The sequence below is a fragment of the Pseudomonas sp. OE 28.3 genome (genome assembly GCF_014268205.2).
Lineage (GTDB): Bacteria > Pseudomonadota > Gammaproteobacteria > Pseudomonadales > Pseudomonadaceae > Aquipseudomonas > Aquipseudomonas edaphica.
Map to the genome: position 1 here is coordinate 343992 of NZ_CP077082.1, position 24287 is coordinate 368278.

A 24287-nucleotide genomic window follows, 5' to 3' on the forward strand; every position below is an offset into this window, starting at 1 on the left:
TCCTGTCAAAGAAAGCCAATGGCCTTGAGGTGGTCGCAGCCTTTGCGCAACAGCGCAGGGTCCTTTCGCGGGTACTGTTCGCCCATCGCTGCCACACCCTGGCGTGCGTTGTCGTGACAAATCATCGAGACGTCGCTGATATCTTCCGCGAGGTCATCCAGGTAAAAACCCAGTACGCCAAACAGCGCGTTATCAGGCCCCACCGTTGGCAGCATCTTTTGCCACTGCGCGACGCTCACCCGTTCGAAAAGATGGCCGGCCTGGCTGAATGCATCCAGGTAATGGTCCCAGCTCAAAGGCTGCGGGTTATGCAGGTTGAAGACGTTTCGCCGTGCCGCGAATTGACCGCAGTGAAACGCGACGAAACGTGCGAGAAAGTCCACCGGCATCAAGTCAAAATTCACTTCCAGGCTGGGCGCGAGGCCCAACTGCAGCGACCCCTTGAGCATCAGCATCAGGCGGTTGTTTTGCGGCTGGCAAACACCGTTGTGGCTGTTGAACGCAATATTCCCCGGTCGATGAATATTCACCCAGGCACCTTGTTCGACCGCACGCCCCAGCAGCCGCTCGGCAACCCACTTGGAAAGGTTGTAGCCATTCTTGAGGTAGAGCGGCAACGTGGCCACGGCCGGTGCTTCGAGGATGTGACCCTGAGCGTCGATGCTGCTGCAGGCTGACAGCGTCGAGATGAAGTTGAAGACTTTCTTGCTGTGGGTTTCACACAGGCGCAGGCACTCAAGCACGGGTTCGACGTTATCCCGGGCGAGTGAGGCATAGTCCAGCACATGGTTGACCCTGGCTGCGTTGTGCACCAACACACCATGGTTTCGGGCGAGGTGGTCATAGACATCGCAGGCCAGGCCCAGACGAGGCTGGCTCATGTCAGCGGCATAAACCTGCACACGGCTCAGGTCCAGATGCTCCAGGTGGTACTCGCGCAGTGCCTGTGCAAACCGCGCTGGCGCCGAGTGCCCCGGGCGTTCACGCACCAGGCATGCCACCTCCTGTGCTCCACCCGCCAACAACGCTTCGACCAGATGCACACCCACGAAGCTGTTTGCACCCGTGACGATCACCTTGCGCGGATCCCCAGCGGACCGCTCTGGCAGGATTTCTACATTCAGCGCCTGGCATGCGTCCTTTTCCATCTGGCATGACGGTGTGTAAGACGGTGCGGCGTCTTCCATCAGCAAGGCAAGCGAACGAATCGTCGGTGCTTCAAAAAAACGGTTCAAAGAAAGGCTGCGGCCAAACTGTTCGCGCAATCGCAGCAGCAAGGTCGACAGCAAGATGGAATGGCCGCCCAGATTGAAAAAACTCTCATCAATACAAAGATCAACGCCAGGCACGCCCAACAACTCGCTCCACAGGGTCACCAGTTGCGTTTGCAGCGGCGTTTGCGCCGAGGCGCGGGCGGTGCGCGGCATCGCGTGCCCGAGCACCGTCAGCAACGCCTGGCGGTCAATTTTGCCATTGCCGGTGCAGGGCATGCCCGGCAGCTCTGTCCAGCGCTCGGGTTGCATGTAAGCCGGCAACCACTGCTCTGCATGCTGCTTCAGATCCGTCACCGTTGTGTCGGCCTCGGGCTGGGCGGCAAAAGCTAAAATCCGTCGGTCAAGGTCGATCACCACCGCCACTTGGCGAAATAGCCGACTGCTGCGCAGGCACTGTTCGATCTCCTGGGGTTCGACGCGAAAGCCCCGGATTTTCACCTGATCGTCCCGTCGTCCGCCCAGCTCTATACCGTCCGCCGTCCATTTGGCCCGGTCACCGCTGCGGTAGGCCCTCAGCGCTTGGCCGCCCGGCAACGTAAGCTCAACGAACGGGTTGCCCCCGGGCGGCGGCGCGGTCACATACCCCAGCCCTACGCCAGGGCCTGTGATGTAAAGGTCGCCCATGACCTGCTCATCCACCGGTTGCAGCGCGTCATCGAGGATCAGCACCTGGCTGTTGGCAATGGGGCGCCCCACGTTGCGATTGCTGTCACCGGGGCGCAACGTCCGGTGGCTGACCAGCACCGTGGTCTCGGTAGGGCCGTAGAGGTTGTGCAACTGGCACTGGCCCGCCAGCCGTTCGATCACATAGGGCTCGCAGGCATCGCCGCCGGTCAACAGATGGGTCAGGCCCAGGGGCTCTTCCAACGGCAGGATGCTCAGTAGCGCCGGCGGCAAAAAACCATGGCTGATGCGCTGTTGGCGAATCAACTCGACCAGTTGCTGAGGGTCGCGCCGCTGCTCTTCGCTTGGGACGATCAACTCGGCACCGGCGATCAGGGCCGGGAAGATATCGATCAGTGATGAGTCGAAACTCAGTGGCGAAAACTGCAGGACACGGCTGTGTTCATCCAACGCCAGGCTGGCGCCGGTCCAGCTGGTGAAATGCGCAAGATTGCCCTGGCTCAGTAGTACGCCTTTGGGCTGGCCGGTGGTGCCCGAGGTGAACAGCACCATGCACGGAGCGTCGATGTCGGGGCGGCGTTGTATCAATGGCTGCGTGATGTCGGCGTGGTTGGAGTCAATATTGCCGACACTCAGTGTCGTGAACTGCTCGCGCAAAGGGTGTCGGCCGTCATCCAGCAATACCTTGGCGCCGCTGTGTTCCAGCATGGCCTGCTGGCGTTGCGGCGGATGATCCGGAGCCAGTGGCAGATACACCGCGCCGCAACCGAGTACAGCGAGAATACTGGCATACAACTCGACGGACTTTTCCAGGCACACGCCAACCACCGGCGTCTCAACGCCTTCCAGTAGAGGGTGCAGGCGTTGCTGGATCGACAAGGCGCGAAGCTGCAATTGGCGGTAGGTCAGCACGCTACCCGCGATGTTCAGCGCCGGGCGCTCGGCGAAGGCGTGCAGACCGGCCTGCAATCGCTCGATCATCGGCACCTGGGCAGCCAGCAACAATGCTGGCTGGTCGGTGCGATTGAACCGGTGCATAAACGCAAGGGCGTCCAGTCCGTGCAAGCTTTGTTCAGGCCAGAGGTTAATGGTGCTGCTGGCGGCAAAAAAGCCCGCATCCCTCGAGAAGCCGCTGACCAGCGAGGTGGCCCACTCCACGAGTGAGCTTGTCGCCTGCCGGCGCAATCGCTGGCCGTTGCCGCTGGGCTCCTCGGCAACGTTATGTACCGCCAGCACGCGTTGGTCACGGTCATAGCAGCGTAACTGCAGTGAGGGCAGGCCGCCTTCGTACACCGGGCCGATACCCAACCGCAGGCTTAACCATCGGGTTGCGGCACAGTATGCGAGCGGCGCTTGAGTGCCGTCCTCGATAAACAGGTCGAAGGCTTGTGTCACGCTGGCGTGTCCGTATTCTTCGAGCACTTGCTTCAGCGCAATCAGGGCGTGGCTGGTGCCGGCCCATCCGATACTCAGACGTCGCATGTCTGCCTCCCCGACTCGGGCAGGTAGTCGCTCAACGCGCGGGCGACGCTTGGTGTGTGCAGCACGCCGCTGTTATGCAGGAACCCCATGATATTGCCGAGCAGCGGGTGCTGGCGGGTGATGGGAAAGTGCAGGGCCGTGACTTCGTCGCGTAGTGCCTGGCGGATGTCGGTGCCTACGTCCAGGTGCTCGACAAGCTGAAGGTCGAAGCCTTTGTGCAGCGTGTTGGTCAGGTAGTGGGTCAAGAAGGTCGGCAGGACTGCGGCGATGTTGTCGCGGTCTGCCGGGCTAGCCGCCTGCCAGTAGAGACGCACCAGCTGCGTCCAGAACTGGGCGTGACGCCCCTCGTCAAACAAGTGGTCGGCCATCAAGCCGCGAATCGAAGGTTTGACGCTATCGTCCTTGGCAAACGCCGCTACATCGTGGGTGACGGTGTTCTCGGCGATGGCCACGCCAATCAACGCTACAGCGTCGTGCAGGTGTTGCGGGGCAAGCGCCTGGGCGGCCGGCAAGGCCCGGCTCAGTTCGATTTGCGTGGGCAGCTCGAGCGGTTGTATGCCGGTCAGTTCAATGGTCTGTTGCAGGAAGTCCAACGCGACCAGCGCGTGGTAATCCTCATCGACCACGACCGTCATCGCATCAATGCGACAGGCAAGGGGGAAGGGCAGTGTGAAGCGATTCTTGGCAATGCTGCGGGCGGTCCTGTCGACGATCTCGGTTTCGAAGATCACCACGTCATTAATGAATTTGTAGAAACTTTGCGTCAACACGAAGTCGCGCCACTGCGGGCAATGCTCGACAAAAGTTGCGTTTAGCACCAAGGGTTGGCGGCAGAGCGGAAAGATCAAGCGATCGTCGTTTTCCAGCAGGCGCCGGGGGCGCGTGCGGATGGTGGCGCGACGTTCCCAATCTTCGGCAAACGAGCGGTAGTCTGCGGAGTTCATGGTCGCACCTCGTGTAGGGAGGCATGTACGTCGTCCCAGAAACCGAGGCGGTTTTCTATGGCGCTGATGGCGGTTTCATCCGCTTCGCGTTGGCGCTTGGGGTCGGCACCGATCAAGCGCTGGAGTAACTGCTCTGCACCTGGGCCATGATCCTCGGTGTCCAGTTCGATGTGACGGCTGAGGTAGTGACAGAACAACGGTGCCTGACGCGCCATGAAGGCGTCGCCCTGCAGAATACGTTCGAACATCGATGGGATGACGCTCTCGCGGCCGTGCAGGAACGTCGCTGCCACACAGTGGGCGGGCGCGTTCAGCGCGATCTGCAAGGTGCTGCTGACGAAGCGCGTTACGCCAGGGCGTACATTGACCCTTTGCATCGCAGCATCTGCCTGGACGCCTTGGCGCTGCAGTTCAATGAAGCGTTGGATGGCTGAGGTGTCTGCGCCAGTCTCGGTCATCGCCTCCAGATATAGCTCGAAGTGGCTGCAGTGGCCACGCGTTGGATGTTCGTCTGACTCTTCGCCAAGCACTATTTCATTGATCAGCCGTGCGCTTTGCGGGTCAACGGGTGGCAGCCACGGCAATTGCATGCATGTCAGATCCTGCTGCAGGCGTTTAGCCAAGCTCATGAAGTCCCAAACAGCAAATACATGCTGCTCCATAAAAATTTGTAACTTGTTAAGTGAAGTTATTTCTGCAAATAACGGATGGCTGCATAGCTGTAGTTTTTTTTGTTCAAGCAAATGTTGATGCATGGTTGACGCCTATAAGTTGTTGCGACTGCTCTGGAAACAGTAATGGGGTTTTGTAATGAAAAGCGGATGGCCGGCGTTTAGGCAAGCCACGCGTACAGCGCTAACCTGACATAGGTTGGCACTGCCGAATGAAGTGTTCTTTTATGGGTGAAAGATAATAATCCGATTAAACGTTTGGATAAACTGATGAAAGTATTAAATGTTTTTGCGGGAAGCAACTAGTCGTGATCAAGTAGTGTGCAAGTGTGTGAGAAGTTTCTTTAACAAGCGTGGGCTTATTTGAATGTTAATCTCAGCGTGGCGCATAAACATGGGGCACTTCCTGATAGGATAGATACCCCATAGCGTTAACGTGGCAAGAAAGGGCGGTGTAGACCCTTACTGTGAAGTTTTTTTTGCGGTGCCCTCAAGGCTATCGAGGTAGGTATTGATCACTTCCATGCCGCGCATCAGGTGATTGCGTAGCGTCAGGATGCTTTCGTCGACTTTCTTGTGCACCACCAGGTTCAGCAATTCACGGTGATCTTCCTGGGATGTCTCGCCCAGGCCCATCGCTTCGAGGTTGAAGCGCAGAAAGCGTTCCTCCTCATTCAAGCCGTGCGCAACCAGATTGAGCAACCGCTGGTTGGGCGCCTTGCCATACAACGCCATGTGGAACAGCCGATTGAGCCGGCCAATCTCGGCATAGTCACGCTCTTGTTCCAACGCATTGATGCAGGCTTCAGCCTCGGCAATGTCTGCGTCGGTGAGCAACGGAATTGACAGGCGCAGCGCTTCGGATTCCAGCAACATGCGCAGGGCATAGGTCTCGGCCGAATTGTCTTGGATCAACGGCGCAACCACAGCACCTTTGTGGGTTACCACATGGAGCAAGGACTGGGCTTCCAGCTGGCGCAAGGCTTCGCGCACGGGCATGCGGCTGACGCCGAACAGGCTGGCCAATTCTTGCTGGCGCATCGCGGTACCACAGGGCAACCTGCCGTCGAGAATGGCATTGCGCAACGTTTCTTCAATAACGGCGCGTGCAAGATGGGCGGGAATAGGCCCGCTGATTTTGATGCTGCTTAATGGGTTCGGCTTCTGCGTCACGGTTACGCTATCCTCCCTTCTTGAATGGAGTGTGTTTAATTGGATCCAAAGCACACTAGAGATGGGTCGCGCGCTTGTCAAACAGCCAAAGTTTCAGTTTGTAAGGGCTTACAGGCGGAACTTTGTGAGTCCCACAAGCGGTGTTTATAAACTCGAACCCCTCATGAATGATTGCACTGTGCCATTGTTTTTTGTTGATCGAAGCTTCACCATCCCTGAAATTCCGTCTCCCTTCACGGACTGAACGCCTTGGCGGTAAGTTTTATTCCCTCTCGAATAGTCGGCTGGCTACTTTCAGCGACTTTGCTCGCTGGCCTGATGCCCGGCGGGCTGCATGCCGATTGGGATTTCTCGCAGATCAGCCGCAAAGCCACGGCTCTGTACGGGCCGCTCGGCGAGGGCCAACAGCGCATCGACGCCTGGCAGCGCCTGTTGGCGACTGAAAAGAAGGTCGATGAACAGGAGCAGCTCAAGGTCGTCAACCTGTTCTTCAACAAGCAAATGAGCTACGTAGAAGACATCGACCTCTGGCACGTGGTCGACTATTGGGAAACCCCCATCGAAGCGCTGTGGAAGGGTGCAGGAGATTGCGAGGACTACGCAATCGCCAAGTATTTCAGCCTGCGCCACCTGGGCGTCTCCAGCGACAAATTGCGCATTACTTACGTTAAGGCTTTGCGTCAGAATCGCGCGCACATGGTGCTGACGTATTACCCGACGCCCGATGCCATCCCGCTGGTGCTCGACAGCCTGATGGATGAGATCCTGCCGGCCACCCGCCGTACCGACCTGGTGCCGGTGTACTCATTCAACGCCGAGGGCTTGTACCTGCCCGGCGCCAAGGGCAACAAGAAAGTCGGTGATACCAAACGCTTGTCGCGTTGGCAGGATGTGTTGAAAAAAATGCGTGCGGAAGGCTTCCCGGCCGAGCCTGCCAACTAGGAGTAACTGATCGGATGTCACTGTTCAAACAACTATTGATCGCAATCTGTCTGTTCCTGGTGGTCGCCTTCAGCGGCAGCTTCATGGTCAGCCTGGAAAGCTCGCGCACCCAATACGTCAACCAATTGCGCTCCCATGCACAGGACGCGGCTACTGCGCTGGCATTGTCGCTGACGCCCAATATCGACGACCCGGCGATGGTGGAGTTGCTGGTCAGCTCGATTTTCGACAGTGGCTATTACGCCAGCATCCGCGTGGTGGATTTAGCCACCGACAAAACCATCGTCGAACGCAGCGGCATCCCGGACAACAACGGCGTGCCCAACTGGTTCGTCAAGCTGATCGGCCTTGAACCGGCCGGCGGCGATGCACTGGTCAACCGCGGCTGGGAGCAGGCGGCGCGCGTGGAGGTGGTCAGCCACCCGATGTTCGCCCTGGCCAAGCTCTGGCAAAGCGCCTTGGGCAGCCTGGGCTGGTTGCTGCTGTGCGGCGCGGTGAGTGCGGTGCTCGGTGCATTGCTGCTGCGTCGGCAGTTGAAGCCGTTGGACTACATGGTCAAACAGTCCCACGCCATCGCCCGCCGCGAGTTTCTCAGCCTGCCGGATCTGCCCCGCACGCCGGAACTGCGGCGCGTAGTGCAGGCCATGAACCAGATGGTCGAGAAACTCAAGGCGCTGTTCCAGGAGCAGGCCGAGCGCAGTGAAAAATTGCGCATCGAATCCTATCAAGACAACCTGACCGGCCTCGCCAACCGGCGTTATTTCGAGATGCAGCTCAACGCCCGCGTCAGTAACCCGGAAGACACCAATTCCGGTTACCTGCTGCTGCTACGAGTCAAGGACCTGGCCGGCCTTAACCAACGCCTGGGTGGCCAGCGCACCGACCAGTTGCTGCAAGCGGTTGGCGAACAATTGTTGCGCCAGTGTGAGCCTTACCCGGAAACCCACAACCTCGTCACCCGTATTCGTGGTGGTGAGTTCGCGGTGCTGGCGCCCGGGCTGGTGCGTGAAGAAGCGCTGCAATTGGCACAAAACCTTGAAAGCACCCTGCTCAGCCTGCAGGCCACCAGTGCCAGTGACGTCACGCCGGTGGCCTACATTGGCCTTGCGCCATTCAACCACGGTGATTCGCCCCAGGCATTGCTGACCCTGGCTGACCAGGCTCTGGCCCAGGCCGAAGGGCAGGGCGACAGCAGTTGGGTGTGCCTGGACCACAGCGCCGCCGCCAGTGTCGGTGACGATCACCATGCCTGGCACACGCTGTTGGACCAGGCCCTTACCCACCAGCGTTTTGAGCTGTACTTCCAGCCGGTTGTCGCCAGCCAGGACCCGCAATTGGTGCTGCACTACAAAGTGCTGTCGCGTTTGCAGGATGACGACGGCCACACCATCCCGGCCGGGCGTTTCCTGCCGTGGCTTGAGCGTTTCGGCTGGACTGCACGCCTGGACCGACTGATGCTCGAACACGTGCTCAAGCAGATGGCCAGCCATACGCACAGCCTGGCGCTGAACCTCTCGGCGGCCACCTTGCAGGACGCCCAGGCGTTGAACCGGATTGTCGAGTTGCTGCGCCAGCACAGCAACCTCGGCCCGCGCTTGACCCTGGAGATCGGCGAAGAACAATTACCCGAGCAGGCTCTGCTGGAGCAGTTGACCCAGCGCCTGCGCGAGTTGGGCTTCTCCCTCAGTCTGCAGCGTTTTGGTGGGCGCTTCAGCATGATCGGCAACCTGGCACGCCTGGGCCTGGCGTACCTGAAGATCGACGGCAGCTACATCCGCGCCATCGACCAGGAAAGCGACAAACGCCTGTTTATCGAAGCGATCCAGCGCGCGGCCCACAGCATCGACTTGCCGTTGATTGCCGAGCGCGTGGAGACCGAAGGTGAATTGAAGGTGATTCGCGAGATGGGGATTTTCGGTGTGCAGGGGCAGTTGATTGGTGAGCCTGCTCCCTGGAAGTGATGCAAATCCAATGTGTGTGCGGGCTTGTGTGGGAGCAGGCAAGCCAGCTCCCACATTTCGATCCGGTTCGACTTTAAGAAATCAGATCAACCCAGTCTCTTCATCATTGATCAGATGGCTCAACCCACCCAGCGCTTCCCGTGCATGGTTACGGTCCATCAGCTTGGCCTGGGCCGCCGGGGGCAGGTCGGTGACGCTGATCACGCCCTTGCGGGTCAGTACCTGAATCAAGTCGTCCAGTACCCGGATCATCTCCATGTCACTTTGTTTGAGCTGGGCCAGGCTGGTTTCCACCACTTCGTTGGCGTACCAGGCCTGGATCTCATGGTGATCGGCCGGCAGGGTTTCGGTCGAATCGGCAAAGGCGGCGGCCTCCACGCGACTCAGCACTCCCTGTGCATCACGTTGCACGTAAAACATAAGAATCCCTCGAAAATGAGCCACACGCGTTCACCAGCATAGGTCAATGCTGTGTTTATGGTCGCGAGTATGCGATGCAACCGGCCGCCAGGGCCAGCGACGTATCGCCCAAGCAAATCGACCGCCCTTGCGGGCGGCCGATAAATCACAGCTTAGGAGGTGTGGTCGATCTTGATGGTCGGGTCGGCGCCTGTAATCAGCGAGTTGATGCTGGTGTGCGACCAATCGTTGCCTTCCAGCTTGATGGTCACATCGGCATTGGCCAGGCCGCCGGCGGCGTTGAGCTTGCCTTCACTGCTGATTTGCAGGGTCGACACACCTTCTACCGTGGTGATCTTGAGGTAGTTGTCGATGGTGCTGTCCGTCTCACCTTTCAACAGATCCTTGAGATCGATCCGGTCACCTTCCGAGGCCTTGAAGTCCTTGATCACGTCGTTGCCGAAGTCGCCCGCCTTCCAGACGAAGGTGTCGGCACCCGAGCCGCCGATCAGGATGTCGTTGCCCGGCCCACCGATCAGGGTGTCGTTACCGGTGCCGCCCAACAGGATGTCATTGCCTTTGCCGCCGTCCAGCAGGTCGTTGCCGCCCTGGCCGAACAGGATGTCATCACCTGCGCCGCCCAACAGCGTGTCGTTGCCGTCCTTGGCGCCGGAGACGTCGAAGTCCGCGTAGTGCTCGGTGACGTACTGGTGCACGTTCGAGGTGGTCACCGCCGAGACAGCCACGCCGGTTTTCTGTGCCACAAAGGCCTGCAGTGCGTTGTAGCCCTCACCGGTAATCCCGCTGAAGCTCACCAGGTCGCCGAAGAGGATGTCGTTGCCGTCGCCACCGCTGATGGTGTCGGCGCCTGGCAGCGTGGCTTCGGTGTGGCCGAGGATCGCGTTGGCCAGGTCCTTCGGATCGATGTTGCTTTGCGGCTTGCCATCGGTGTCGTAAGGCTTGAGGTCGTTGAGGCTGACGTCGCCGTTGATACCGATCGCTTCCACTTGCGACAACCCACCCAGCAGGGCAAAGGCGCTTTTGGCATTGCTCAGCGTCGCCGAGTTAGTGCTGTTGCCCGTGCCGTCCAGGTTAGACAACTCAAAGGTACCGTCACCTTGGGCATGTACGGTGCCCAGGTCGGTGACGACCCATCGCCAGCCATTGTAGATCTGCAGCTGAGCGGCACCCGAATTGTCGATGGACAAATAGTGCGTATTGTCGATGTAGGTGGAGAACGTTGTGCCAGGCGTGTAGTTGGCAGTCGTGACCACGTTGTCGAACTTGACGGTGCCGTACAGCGTCGGGTTGGTCTGCTCGCCGCTCTGGTAGTACGTCGGCTGGCCGTCGGTGATGAAGTAAGTCAGGTTCGTGGCGCCGGTGTTGCTGGTGGCCAGGCCGCTCTGGAAGAAGTTGGCCGTGGTCTTGAACACGTCTTCGTAGTTGGTGCCGCCACCGGACTTCATCGAATCCAGCACCGTACTGAGCAAGGTCAGCGCGTTTGGATCGTTGAGGTTGATCGCAACCGACTTGTTCACCTGGGTATCGAAGTCCGCCACAAAGATGTTCACGGTGCCGGAGGTGTTGGCGCCCAGGCTGTCTTTGAGCGACTTGAACACTGAGGTCAGCGAAGCCTTCGCCGCGTTGATCGAGTCGACGCTCATACTGCCGGAACTGTCGACCATGAACGCGATGTTGTAGTTCTTGCCTTGCACCACGTTCAGGCCGCCGATATCGGCCACGACGATGTCATTGCCGTCAGTGCCGACAATGTTGTCGCTGCCCGAAGTACCCGTCACCGAGTTGTAGGTTGCCGGGTACACGGTGACTGGCAATTGCGCCGTGGTAGACGCCGAACCGCCGAGGCTTTCGGTGGAGGTCGACGTCACGGTCAGGTTGAACTGGCCGCTGTAATAGGTCGGTGGCTTGATGGACAGGGTGTTCAGGTCCCAGCCCGTGACGTTCACTTCGCCCACGCCTTTGGTCGCAGTGAAGGTGTGCCCGGACGCGTCGGTGAGGACCGAGCCTGCCGGTACGCCGCTGATCTTCACGCTCAGGGTTTCCGAACCGTCGGTATCAGTCAGCGCGGTGGTTACCTTGGACAGCTTCACAGTGCCGTTTTCCTGGGCCTCGTTAAGCTTGTAGCCCACGTAATAACCGTCACCGTTGCTGCCATGCAGGTCGGACACGGTCACGCCGGCGTTGGTCAGGTCAGTGATGCCGGTGTACAGCGGCACGGTGCTGGTGCTCAAGTTCTGAATCGCCCCGCCGTTGATCGACAGATTGACGTCAAAGCTGCCAGGCCCCGCTTGGTTGGCTTGGTAGATCTCGAGGCTGTAGTAACCGCTGACCGTTGGCGTAAACGAGCCGCTGAATTTGCCGCTGTTGGTCGCCCATAGCCCGCTGGCAATGTCTTTGCCGCCAACGTTGACCACCACACTGTCATCGGCGACGCCGCTGAAGGTGTAGCTCTTGCCAGCTTCCATGTACATCAGGCCGGAGATCTTGGAGCCAGAGCCGGCGTTGACATTGTCGACTGACTCGACATTGGTGACGACACTGGTGTTGTTCGGCGTACCTGCGTTGTCGATGGCTTTTTTCAGTACGTCTGGTGCCGCGCCGTTCCCGTTGGTGCCGAGGCCGGCAATGCTGTTCCAGCCCTGTTTGATCAGACCGGTCGAGGCGACATTGTTATCGGCCACGTTCAGCGTAGGTGCATCGGCCACGGGTGTGATATCGACTTTCACCGTGGCGCTGTTGCCCAGGTCCTTGCCGTCGGTAGGCTGGAACTTGAACTGCGCATAATCAGCCTGCTTGTTGCCAATGCCGGTGCCGCCATAACCGTCGGCGCCGGACTCGTTGGCGTTAGGCATAAAGCGCAACTGGCCGCCGTCGATCTGGGCCTTGGTGAAGGTCTGGTTAGCAGTCACGTTGGTCCAGGTGGTGCCATCCGCTGCCAGGTATTGCAGCTTGCCGGCCACCGGCAGGTCGGTGATTTTCACGCCCAGGCTGGCTTGTGGCGAATCCACATCGGTCACGCCGAAGTTGGCCCAGGTCAGCGCCAGCGGCGTGTCTTCGGTGCCGGTCACGGCGCTGCCGGTGGCGACTGGCGGATCGTTGACTGCCACCACGTTAACGGTGGTGGTGGCAACGTTGGAATAGTTGCCGCCATCGGTCACGGTCACGGTGATGGTCCGCGGCGTGGTGCTTGGGTCGTGACTGTTGTTGGTGAACGTGATGTTCTGGATACGCTGCATGTAATCAGCCAGCGTCGCGCTGCCCGACAACGTCAGGGTGATGGTGCCCGTCTGGTTGTTGGTGCTGACGATGATGCCGTTGACGCTGTTGCCCAGGTTCAGTGCATCACCGGCCTGTGCGTTGGTCAGGGTGACCGTCGCACCGGTCAGCATCGTGCTGTCCGGATCGGTGATCTTGATATCGGTGTCGGCAATCGACACACCCGGCCCGGCGGTGCCTTCGGTGAACGTGGTTCTGTAGTCGGCACCGGTCGCGCCGCTGGAGTTGTTGGCGTCCAGGTCGATGACCGGCGGCGCATCGTTATCGATGATATTGGTGCTGACGCTGCCGTTGCCGACCACCAGGTTCTCGAAGTTGCCGCCGGTGGTCTTGTCGATAGTGATGACAATCTGTTCGGTCGGCTCGGTGATCCTGTCGTCGATCGTGGCGATGTTAAACGGCACGCTGCTGGCGCCCGCCGGGATCTTCACGGTGTATACGCCGTTGAAGTCCGAACCATCGGTGGCGGTGCCGCTGTACTTGAGCGTCACGGTCACATCGGTTTGCGCCGGGTTGCTCAGGGTCAGCGTGTAATGCGCAGTGCCGCCTTCAGTCACCGAGGCGTCGCCGGTGATGCTGATGGTGGTGTTGTTGACCACATCCGTCACTTTGGTGGTGACGGTGCTGCCGTCGACGATCAGGTGTTCGTACTTGTCGCCGCCGCTGACTACGCCGGTAATCTTGTTGTTCACATCGTTGGCGCCGACATACGCGTCGTTAGGCGCAACAGCCGTGGTGGTGCTGCTGGACTTGCCGTTGCCGATGGTGATGGTCGAGCCGTTATCCAGCCTTACCACCAAGTCGGAACCGACGTTGGTCACTGCCGCGCCGTTCTTGTCGACCAGCGATGCGGTGTAGGTAATCTGACCGCCTTCAGCGACCGATCCGGTGGCTTTGAGCACCACGGTCACATCATCGATGGTGTCGTTGATGGTGGTGGTCGCGCCGCCCGGAGTGATGGCCACGCCTTCGAAGTTACCGCCGGTAGTGCCAGTGATCTTGACGGTTTGGGTGCTCTTGTCGATGAACACGTCATCGCCAGGCGCGGCAACGGTCACAGAGCCTACGGTCGCACCTTGCTTGATGGTGATGCTCGAACCGTTATCCAGCGTGACTACCATGTCGGTGCCAGCCTTGTTGCTCAAGGTGGCGGTGTAGGTGATGGTGCCGCCTTCGTTGACGGCACTTGGTGCGGTCAGCGTGACGCTGGTGAGATCGGTGGTGCCTGGGGTATCCGTCACTGTGGTGTTAACAGGCGTAGTGCCTGGCACCAGATTCTCGAAGTGCGCGCCGCCGGTCACGTTAGTGATGGCGGTGGTAACGGTTTGGTCGCCTTTGTACACGTCGTTGGGTGCTACGACGGTGACGGTGCCGCTGGACTGGTTCACACCGATGGTGATGGTTTTGCCGTTGTCCAGGGTCACGGTCAGCGGGCTGGTGATGTTAGTCACTGCCGCGCCGTTTTTATCCACAAGGCTGGCGGTGTAGATGATGTTGCCGCCTTCGCCAACAGTGGTAGTGGCGGTCAGGACCACATCGACTTTGTCGATGGTGTCGTTGATCGTGGTGGTCGCACCGTTACCAGCAACTTCCAGTTTCTCGAAGTTGCCGCCAGCGGTGTCGGTGATCTTGACGGTCTGGGTGCTCTTATCGATGAACACGTCATCGCTAGGCGCAGGGACGGTTACTGTGCCGACGGTGTCACCAGCTTTGATGGTGATAGTCGAGCCGTTATCCAACTTCAGCGTGACGTCAGTACCAGCCTTGTTGCTCAAGGTGGCGGTGTAAGTGATCTGGCCACCTTCGTTGACGGCACTTGGAGCGGTCAGCGTGACGGTTGTGGTGTCCGCAGTGCCAGGTGTGTCAGTCACTGTGGTGTTAACAGGCGTTGTGCCTGGCACCAGATTCTCGAAGTGCGCGCCGCCGGTCACGTTGGTGATGGCGGTGGTAACGGTCTGGTCGCCTTTGTACACGTCGTTTGGTGCTACAACGGTGACGCTGCCATTCGACTGATTCACACCGATGGTAATGGTCTGGCCATTGTCCAAAGTCACGGTCAGCGGGTTGGTGATGTTGGTCACTGCCGCGCCGTTTTTATCCACAAGGCTGGCGGTGTAGACGATATTGCCGCCTTCACCGACGGTGGTGGTGGCGGTCAGAACCACATCCACTTTGTCGATGGTGTCGTTGATGGTGGTGGTTGCGCCATCACCAGCCACTTCCAGTTTTTCGAAGTTACCGCCAGCGGTGTCGGTGATCTTGACGGTTTGGGTGCTCTTGTCGATGAACACGTCATCGCTAGGCGCAGGGACGGTTACGGTGCCGACGGTGTCACCAGCTTTGATGGTGATAGTCGAGCCGTTATCCAACTTCAGGGTTACGTCAGTACCGGCCTTGTTGCTCAAGGTCGCGGTGTACGTAATCTGACCACCTTCATTGACTGCGCTTGGCGCGGTCAACGTGACGGTAGTGGTGTTATCAGTACCCGGAGTATCGGTGACAGTGGTGCTGACAGGCGTAGTACCTGGCACCAGGTTTTCGAAGTGCTCACCGCCAGTCACGTTAGTAATAGCGGTAGTGACGGTCTGGTCGCCCTTGTACACGTCATCTGGAGCTACAACGGTCACGTTGCCGCTGGACTGATTAACGCCGATGGTGATGGTCTGGCCGTTATCCAGGGTCACGGTCAGCGGGCTGGTGATGTTGGTCACCGCATTGCCCGACTTATCGACCAGCGACGCGGTGTAAACGATGTTGCCGCCTTCGCCCACTGTGGTCGTTGCGGTCAGCACCACATCCACTTTGTCGATAGTGTCGTTAATGGTCGTAGTTGCACCATCACCAGCCACTTCCAGTTTTTCGAAGTTACCGCCAGTGGTGTCGGTGATCTTGACGGTCTGAGTGCTCTTGTCGATGAACACGTCATCGCTAGGCGCTGCAACAGTCACGGAGCCGACGGTATCGCCAGCTTTGATGGTGATAGTCGAGCCGTTATCCAACTTCAGGGTTACGTCAGTACCGGCCTTGTTGCTCAAGGTCGCGGTGTACGTAATCTGACCACCTTCATTGACTGCGCTTGGCGCGGTCAACGTGACGGTAGTGGTGTTATCAGTACCCGGAGTATCGGTGACGGTGGTGCTAACAGGCGTAGTGCCTGGCACCAGATTCTCGAAGTGCGCGCCGCCGGTCACGCCTTTAATAGCGGTAGTGACAGTCTGGTCGCCCTTGTACACGTCATCTGGAGCTACAACGGTCACGCTGCCGTTCGATTGGTTCACACCGATGGTAATGGTTTGGCCGTTATCCAAAGTCACAGTCAGTGGGTTGGTGATGTTGGTCACCGCATTACCCGACTTGTCGACCAGCGACGCGGTGTAAACGATGTTGCCGCCTTCACCAACGGTGGTGGTGGCGGTCAGAACGACATCGACTTTGTCGATGGTGTCGTTAATGGTGGTGGTTGCGCCGTCGCCTGCGACTTCCAGTTTTTCGAAGTTGCCACCAGCAGTGTCGGTGATCTTGACCGTCTGAGTGCTCTTGTCGATGAACACGTCATCGCTAGGCGCAGGGACAGTCACGGTGCCGACGGTGTCGCCAGCCTTGATGGTGATGGAAGAGCCGTTATCGAGTTTCAGGGTTACGTCAGTACCGGCCTTGTTGCTCAAGGTGGCGGTGTAAGTGATCTGGCCACCTTCGTTGACGGCACTTGGCGCGGTCAGCGTGACGGTCGTGGTGTCCGCAGTGCCAGGTGTGTCAGTCACTGTGGTGTTAACAGGCGTAGTGCCTGGCACCAGGTTTTCGAAGTGCTCGCCGCCAGTTACACCCTTAATTGCGGTGGTAACGGTCTGGTCGCCTTTGTATACGTCGTTAGGCGCAACAGTGGTGACGGTACCGCTGGACTGATTCACACCGATGGTAATGGTCTGGCCATTGTCCAAAGTCACGGTCAGCGGGTTGGTGATGTTGGTCACTGCCGCGCCGTTTTTATCCACAAGGCTGGCGGTGTAGACGATATTGCCGCCTTCACCAACGGTGGTGGTGGCGGTCAGGACCACATCGACTTTGTCGATGGTGTCGTTGATCGTGGTGGTTGCGCCGTTACCTGCAACTTCCAGTTTTTCGAAGTTGCCGCCAGCAGTGTCGGTGATCTTCACCGTCTGGGTGCTCTTGTCGATGAACACGTCATCGCTAGGCGCAGGGACGGTTACTGTGCCGACGGTGTCACCCGCTTTGATGGTGATGGTCGAGCCGTTATCCAGTTTCAGGGTTACGTCAGTACCGGCCTTGTTGCTCAAGGTGGCGGTGTAAGTGATCTGGCCACCTTCGTTGACGGCACTTGGCGCGGTCAGCGTGACGGTCGTGGTGTCCGCAGTGCCAGGTGTGTCCGTGACGGTGGTATTCACCGGCGTTGTGCCCGGCACCAGGTTTTCGAAGTGCTCGCCGCCAGTTACACCCTTAATTGCGGTGGTAACGGTCTGGTCGCCTTTGTATACGTCGTTAGGCGCAACGGTGGTGACAGTGCCGCTGGACTGATTCACACCGATGGTGATGGTTTTGCCGTTGTCCAGGGTGACGGTCAGCGGGCTGGTGATGTTGGTCACCGGATTGCCCGACTTGTCGACCAGCGACGCGGTGTAAACGATGTTGCCGCCTTCACCAACGGTGGTAGTGGCGGTCAGGACCACATCGACTTTGTCGATGGTGTCGTTGATCGTGGTGGTCGCACCGTTACCTGCAACTTCCAGTTTTTCGAAGTTGCCGCCAGCAGTGTCGGTGATCTTGACCGTCTGGGTGCTCTTGTCGATGAACACGTCATCGCTAGGCGCAGGGACGGTCACGGTGCCGACGGTGTCGCCCGCTTTGATGGTGATGGTCGAGCCGTTATCCAGTTTCAGGGTTACGTCAGTGCCAGCCTTGTTGCTCAAGGTCGCGGTGTACGTAATTTGACCGCCTTCATTGACTGCGCTTGGCGCGGTCAGTGTTACGGTCGTGGTGTTATCGGTACCCGGAGTATCGGTGACGGTGGTGCTAACCGGCGTGGTACCTGGGACCAGATTTTCGAAGTGCTCGCCGCCGGTGACGCCTTTAATAGCGGTAGTGACAGTCTGGTCGCCCTTGTACACGTCATCTGGAGCTACAACGGTCACGCTGCCGTTCGATTGGTTCACACCGATGGTAATGGTTTGGCCGTTATCCAAAGTCACAGTCAGTGGGTTGGTGATGTTGGTCACCGCATTACCCGACTTGTCGACCAGCGACGCGGTGTAAACGATGTTGCCGCCTTCACCAACGGTGGTGGTGGCGGTCAGGACCACATCGACCTTGTCGATGGTGTCGTTGATAGTCGTGGTTGCACCATCACCCGCCACTTCCAGCTTCTCGAAGTTGCCGCCAGCAGTGTCGGTGATCTTGACCGTCTGAGTGCTCTTATCGATGAACACGTCATCGCTTGGCGCAGGGACAGTCACGGTGCCGACGGTGTCGCCAGCCTTGATGGTGATGGTCGAACCGTTATCCAACTTCAGCGTGACGTCAGTGCCCGCTTTATTGGAGAGCGTAGCGGTGTAAGTGATCTGACCACCCTCGTTCACTTCAGACGGAGCCGTCAGTGTCACGGTGGTGGTGTTATCGGTACCCGGAGTATCGGTGACGGTGGTGCTAACAGGCGTAGTACCTGGCACCAAGTTTTCGAAGTGCTCACCGCCGGTCACATTAGTGATAGCGGTAGTAACGGTCTGGTCGCCCTTGTACACGTCATCTGGAGCGACAACGGTCACGCTGCCGTTCGACTGGTTCACACCGATGGTGATGGTCTGGCCGTTATCGAGAGTGACGGTCAACGGGTTGGTGATGTTAGTCACCGGCGCGCCGTTTTTATCCACAAGGCTGGCGGTGTAGACGATATTGCCGCCTTCGCCGACGGTGGTGGTGGCGGTCAGAACCACATCGACTTTGTCGATGGTGTCGTTAATGGTGGTGGTTGCGCCGTCGCCTGCGACTTCCAGTTTTTCGAAGTTGCCGCCAGTGGTGTCAGTGATCTTGACCGTCTGGGTGCTCTTATCGATGAACACGTCATCGCCAGGCGCCGCAACAGTCACGGAGCCAACGGTATCGCCAGCCTTGATGGTGATAGTCGAACCGTTATCCAACTTCAGCGTTACATCAGTACCCGCTTTATTGGAAAGCGTAGCGGTATACGTAATCTGACCGCCTTCGTTGACGGCACTTGGCGCGGTCAGCGTGACAGTAGTGGTGTTATCAGTACCCGGAGTGTCGGTGACGGTAGTGCTGACCGGCGTAGTACCTGGAACCAGATTTTCGAAGTGCTCACCGCCGGCCACATTAGTGATAGCGGTAGTGACGGTCTGGTCGCCCTTGTACACGTCATCTGGAGCTACAACAGTGACGTTGCCGCTGGACTGATTAACGCCGATGGTGATGGTCTGGCCGTTATCGAGAGTGACGGTCAACGGGTTGGTGATGTTAGTCACCGGCGCGCCGTTTTTATCCACAAGGCTGGCGGTGTAGACGATGTTGCCGCCTTCGCCAACGGTGGTTGTTGCGGTCAGCACCACATCGACTTTGTCGATGGTGTCGTTGATCGTGGTGGTTGCGCCGTCGCCGGCAACTTCCAGTTTTTCGAAGTTGCCGCCAGTGGTGTCAGTGATCTTGACGGTCTGGGTGCTCTTATCGATGAACACGTCATCGCTAGGCGCAGGGACAGTCACTGTGCCGACGGTGTCGCCAGCTTTGATGGTGATAGTCGAGCCGTTATCCAACTTCAGCGTTACGTCTGTGCCCGCTTTATTAGAGAGCGTAGCGGTGTACGTAATCTGACCGCCTTCATTGACTGCGCTTGGCGCGGTCAACGTGACGGTAGTGGTGTTGTCCGTACCCGGTGTATCGGTGACGGTGGTGCTGACCGGCGTAGTACCTGGTACCAAATTCTCGAAGTGCTCGCCGCCAGTCACGTTGGAGATAGCAGTAGTAACGGTCTGGTCGCCCTTGTACACGTCATCTGGAGCGACAACGGTCACGTTGCCGCTGGACTGATTCACACCGATGGTGATGGTCTGGCCATTATCGAGAGTGACGGTCAACGGGCTGGTGATGTTAGTCACCGGCGCGCCGTTTTTATCCACAAGGCTGGCGGTATAGACGATGTTGCCGCCTTCGCCGACTGTGGTGGTTGCAGTCAGGACCACATCCACTTTGTCGATGGTGTCGTTGATAGTCGTGGTTGCGCCGTCGCCTGCGACTTCCAACTTCTCGAAGTTGCCGCCAGCGGTGTCAGTGATCTTGACGGTCTGAGTGCTCTTATCGATGAACACGTCATCGCTAGGCGCAGGGACAGTCACTGTGCCGACGGTGTCGCCAGCTTTGATGGTGATAGTCGAGCCGTTATCCAACTTCAGCGTTACGTCTGTGCCCGCTTTATTAGAGAGCGTAGCGGTGTACGTAATCTGACCGCCTTCATTGACTGCGCTTGGCGCGGTCAACGTGACGGTAGTGGTGTTGTCCGTACCCGGTGTATCGGTGACGGTGGTGCTGACCGGCGTAGTACCTGGTACCAAATTCTCGAAGTGCTCGCCGCCAGTCACGTTGGAGATAGCAGTAGTAACGGTCTGGTCGCCCTTGTACACGTCATCTGGAGCTACAACGGTCACGCTGCCGTTCGACTGGTTCACACCGATGGTGATGGTTTGGCCATTGTCCAAAGTCACAGTCAGCGGATTGGTGATGTTGGTCACTGCCGCGCCGTTTTTATCCACAAGGCTGGCGGTGTAAACGATATTGCCGCCTTCACCAACGGTGGTGGTGGCGGTCAGAACCACATCGACCTTGTCGATGGTGTCGTTGATGGTCGTAGTTGCACCATCACCAGCCACTTCCAGCTTCTCGAAGTTGCCGCCAGCAGTGTCAGTGATCTTGACCGTCTGGGTGCTCTTATCGATGAACACGTCATCGCCAGGCGCCGCAACAGTCACGGAGCCAACGGTATCGCCAGCCTTGATGGTGATGGTCGAGCCGTTATCCAACTTCAGCGTGACGTCAGTGCCCGCTTTATTGGAAAGCGTAGCGGTGTACGTAATCTGACCACCTTCGTTTACTGCAGACGGAGCTGTCAGTGTCACGGTGGTGGTGTTATCGGTACCCGGAGTATCCGTGACGGTGGTGCTCACCGGCGTTGTACCTGGAACCAAATTCTCGAAGTGCTCACCGCCAGTCACATTAGTAATAGCGGTGGTGACGGTTTGGTCGCCCTTGTACACGTCATCTGGAGCGACAACTGTGACGTTGCCGCTGGACTGATTAACACCGATGGTGATGGTTTGGCCATTGTCCAAAGTCACAGTCAGCGGATTGGTGATGTTGGTCACTGCCGCGCCGTTTTTATCCACAAGGCTGGCGGTGTAGACGATGTTGCCGCCTTCGCCGACGGTGGTGGTGGCGGTCAGAACCACATCCACTTTGTCGATGGTGTCGTTGATCGTGGTGGTTGCGCCGTTACCTGCAACTTCCAGTTTCTCGAAGTTACCGCCAGCAGTGTCAGTGATCTTGACGGTTTGAGTGCTCTTATCGATGAACACGTCATCGCCAGGCGCCGCAACAGTCACGGAGCCAACGGTGTCGCCAGCCTTGATGGTGATAGTCGAACCGTTATCCAACTTCAGCGTTACATCAGTGCCCGCTTTATTGGAGAGCGTAGCGGTGTAAGTGATCTGACCACCCTCGTTCACTTCAGACGGAGCCGTCAGTGTCACGGTGGTGGTGTTATCGGTACCCGGAGTATCGGTGACGGTGGTGCTAACAGGCGTAGTACCTGGCACCAAGTTTTCGAAGTGCTCACCGCCGGTCACATTAGTGATAGCGGTAGTGACGGTCTGGTCGCCCTTGTACACGTCATCTGGAGCTACAACAGTGACGTTGCCGCTGGACTGATTAACGCCGATGGTGATGGTCTGGCCATTGTCCAGAGTCACGGTCAACGGATTGGTGATGTTAGTCACCGCATTACCCGACTTGTCGACCAGCGACGCGGTGTAAACGATGTTGCCGCCTTCACCAACGGTGGTGGTGGCGGTCAGAACCACATCGACCTTGTCGATGGTGTCGTTAATGGTGGTGGTTGCGCCGTCGCCTGCGACTTCCAACTTCTCGAAGTTGCCGCCAGCGGTGTCAGTGATCTTGACGGTCTGAGTGCTCTTATCGATGAACACGTCATCGCCAGGCGCCGCAACAGTCACGGAGCCAACGGTATCGCCAGCCTTGATGGTGATGGTCGAGCCGTTATCCAACTTCAGCGTTACATCAGTGCCCGCTTTATTGGAAAGCGTAGCGGTGTACGTAATCTGACCACCTTCGTTCGCCTCGGACGGAGCCGTCAAGGTGACCGTCGTGGTGTCAATCGAGTCGGTAATCGTGGTGACCGCAGGCGTAGTGTTCGGCACCAGGTTTTCAAAGTTGCCGCCGGTCGCGCCAGTAATGGTGGTGCTCACCGTACTGCCATTCACGTAAACGTCGTTCGGTGGAGTGTCGACCACCACACTGCCGACAGATTCGCCAGCTTTGATAGTGATCACCGAGCCATCGCTCAAGGTGACAGTTACCGGGGTTTGCGCCGGGTTGGTCAGGGTGGCGGTGTAGGTAATCTGCCCACCTTCGGTAACGGTATTGGTAGCCGTCAGCGAAACAGTGGTGGTGTCGATCGAATCGGTGATCGTGGTGACCGCAGGCGTAGTGCTCGGTACCAGGTTTTCAAAGTTGCCGCCGGTTGCCCCGGTGATGGTGGTGCTGACGGTCGAACCGTTGTTGTAAACGTCGTTCGCCGGGGTATCCACGACGACGGTGCCAACCGACTCCCCAGCCTTGATCGTAATCACCGAGCCATTGCTCAAGGTGACAGTCACCGGCGTCTGCGCCGGGTTGGTCAAGGTGGCGGTGTAGGTAATCTGGCCGCCTTCAGTCACGGTACTGCCCGCCGTCAGTGTGACGGTGGTGGTATCGATCGAATCAGTAATCGTAGTAACCGCAGGCGTCGTGCTCGGTACCAGATTTTCAAAGTTGCCGCCGGTCGCACCAGTAATAGTGGTGCTGACAGTCGAACCATTGTTGTAGACATCGTTCGCCGGAGTGTCCACGACGACGGTGCCAACCGACTCCCCAGCCTTGATCGTGATCACCGAGCCATTGCTCAAGGTGACAGTCACCGGCGTCTGCGCCGGATTGGTCAAGGTAGCGGTGTAAGTGATCTGACCGCCTTCGGTCACGGTGTTACCCGCCGTCAGCGTGACGGTGGTGGTGTCGATCGAATCAGTGATCGTAGTAACCGCAGGCGTAGTGCTCGGTACCAGGTTTTCGAAGTTGCCGCCGGTCGCACCGGTAATAGTAGTGCTGACAGTCGAGCCATTGTTGTAAACGTCGTTCGCCGGAGTATCGACAACAACAGTGCCAACCGACTCCCCAGCCTTGATCGTGATCACCGAGCCATTGCTCAAGGTGACAGTCACCGGGGTTTGCGCCGGGTTGGTCAGGGTGGCGGTATAGGTAATCTGACCGCCTTCAGTCACGGTATTGCCCGCCGTCAACGTGACGGTGGTGGTGTCGATGGTGTCGGTAATCTGCGTAACGGCCGGGTTCGGGTCAATCGTCAGCACCAGGTTGTTGCCGCCGGTGGTGCCGGTGACGTTCACGTTGATCTGGCTTGGGTCGATGTACGGGCTGTCATTCGGTGCCAGCGGCACGTTAACGGTGCCGGTCAGTTGGCCGGCGGTGATGGTGATCACGGCACCGTTGGACAGGGTGATGCTCAGGTCATTGATCGGCGGCTGCGTGACGGTGGCGGTGTAGGTCAGCACACCACCAGCTTCAGTGATGGTCGGCGTTGCGCTCAGCGTCAGGGTCGACGTCTGCAAGACCAGGTTGCCATTGCCACCGGCGCCCTGGGCGCCCGTGAGTTGGGTCGTTGTTGCGGCGCCCTGGCCCAGTGGGCCGGTCGGGAACCCGATCGTCGGGTCGACACGGCCAGCCGTCGCGTCCAGTACAACAAAGCTGTGGCCCCCGCCCGCAGCACCATTACCGGCAGCCGTCGCGCCGGCGGCGGTAGCATCCAGGTCGGTGGTCGGGTCGGCGCCCGCAACGATGGCTTGCTGCAGTTCAGCAACCGACGGCGCGGCGTTTTCGGCGGCAGCGGCCAGGTCGAGGCTGGAGTCCGGCAGGTCGGCGCTCCACTGGGTTTCACGGCCCAGGTCCAGGGTGCGGCCGTCGGCCAACTCAAGGCTCACAGCGCCGGACATGCCGGTGTCGATCTGGTCGCCTGCGAACAGACGGTCACCTTCTACTAAAACACGACGCGTCCCTTCCGGAGAAATAACGAAAACTTGACCAACAATGCTTTTGACGATGGCAACTACACTGCTCATTAAAGATTTCTCCGGCGATCCGTTACTGATGAATTCCATGTGACCGCTCGCGGGGGGGGAGGGCCAAACAGGAGGGGTGTAGTATAAGTAGTTACTG

At 58.6% G+C, this 24287-nt stretch carries 8 protein-coding genes; 2 read left to right on the forward strand and 6 right to left on the reverse strand.

Annotation, left to right across the window (positions count from 1 at the left end):
- Positions 1-5: 5 nt before the first annotated feature.
- The 4 genes from HU759_RS01555 to HU759_RS01570 all read right to left on the reverse strand — a co-directional run bounded on the left by HU759_RS01555 (position 6) and on the right by HU759_RS01570 (position 6168).
- Positions 6-3380 (reverse strand): amino acid adenylation domain-containing protein, encoded by a 3375-nt coding sequence (locus HU759_RS01555; RefSeq protein ID WP_186618457.1) that lies wholly within the window; start codon positions 3378-3380, stop codon positions 6-8.
- The gene (locus tag HU759_RS01560; protein ID WP_186618455.1) at positions 3368-4324 is read right to left on the reverse strand and encodes a diiron oxygenase; all 957 of its coding nucleotides are present in this window, start codon (positions 4322-4324) and stop codon (positions 3368-3370) included. The genes HU759_RS01555 and HU759_RS01560 overlap by 13 nt, the downstream gene beginning before the upstream one ends.
- Entirely contained in the window at positions 4321-5079 is a 759-nt protein-coding gene (locus HU759_RS01565) for a DUF3050 domain-containing protein (protein ID WP_017134434.1), read from the reverse strand. Before HU759_RS01565 ends, HU759_RS01560 begins: the two co-directional genes overlap by 4 nt.
- Before the next feature lie 378 nt (positions 5080-5457).
- Positions 5458-6168 (reverse strand): GntR family transcriptional regulator, encoded by a 711-nt coding sequence (locus HU759_RS01570; RefSeq protein ID WP_017134433.1) that lies wholly within the window; start codon positions 6166-6168, stop codon positions 5458-5460.
- Between the two features lie 249 nt (positions 6169-6417).
- Here HU759_RS01570 and lapG point away from each other — a divergent pair, with 249 nt between their 5' ends.
- Complete coding sequence (lapG, locus tag HU759_RS01575) at positions 6418-7110, forward strand: cysteine protease LapG (protein ID WP_017134432.1); 693 nt, start codon at positions 6418-6420, stop codon at positions 7108-7110.
- Positions 7111-7124: 14 nt separating this feature from the next.
- The gene (gene lapD / locus HU759_RS01580) at positions 7125-9071 is read left to right on the forward strand and encodes a cyclic di-GMP receptor LapD (protein ID WP_017134431.1); all 1947 of its coding nucleotides are present in this window, start codon (positions 7125-7127) and stop codon (positions 9069-9071) included.
- A gap of 81 nt (positions 9072-9152) precedes the next feature.
- On the opposite strand, the gene HU759_RS01585 is transcribed toward lapD, so the two are convergent.
- Together HU759_RS01585 and HU759_RS01590 are read right to left on the reverse strand one after the other, a co-directional pair.
- A complete protein-coding gene (locus HU759_RS01585) occupies positions 9153-9491 on the reverse strand; it encodes a hypothetical protein (protein ID WP_017134430.1) in 339 nt (112 codons plus the stop codon).
- Positions 9492-9643: 152 nt separating this feature from the next.
- On the reverse strand, positions 9644-24190 hold the full coding sequence (locus tag HU759_RS01590; RefSeq protein WP_217858135.1) for a retention module-containing protein: 14547 nt from the start codon (positions 24188-24190) through the stop codon (positions 9644-9646).
- Positions 24191-24287: the final 97 nt, after the last annotated feature.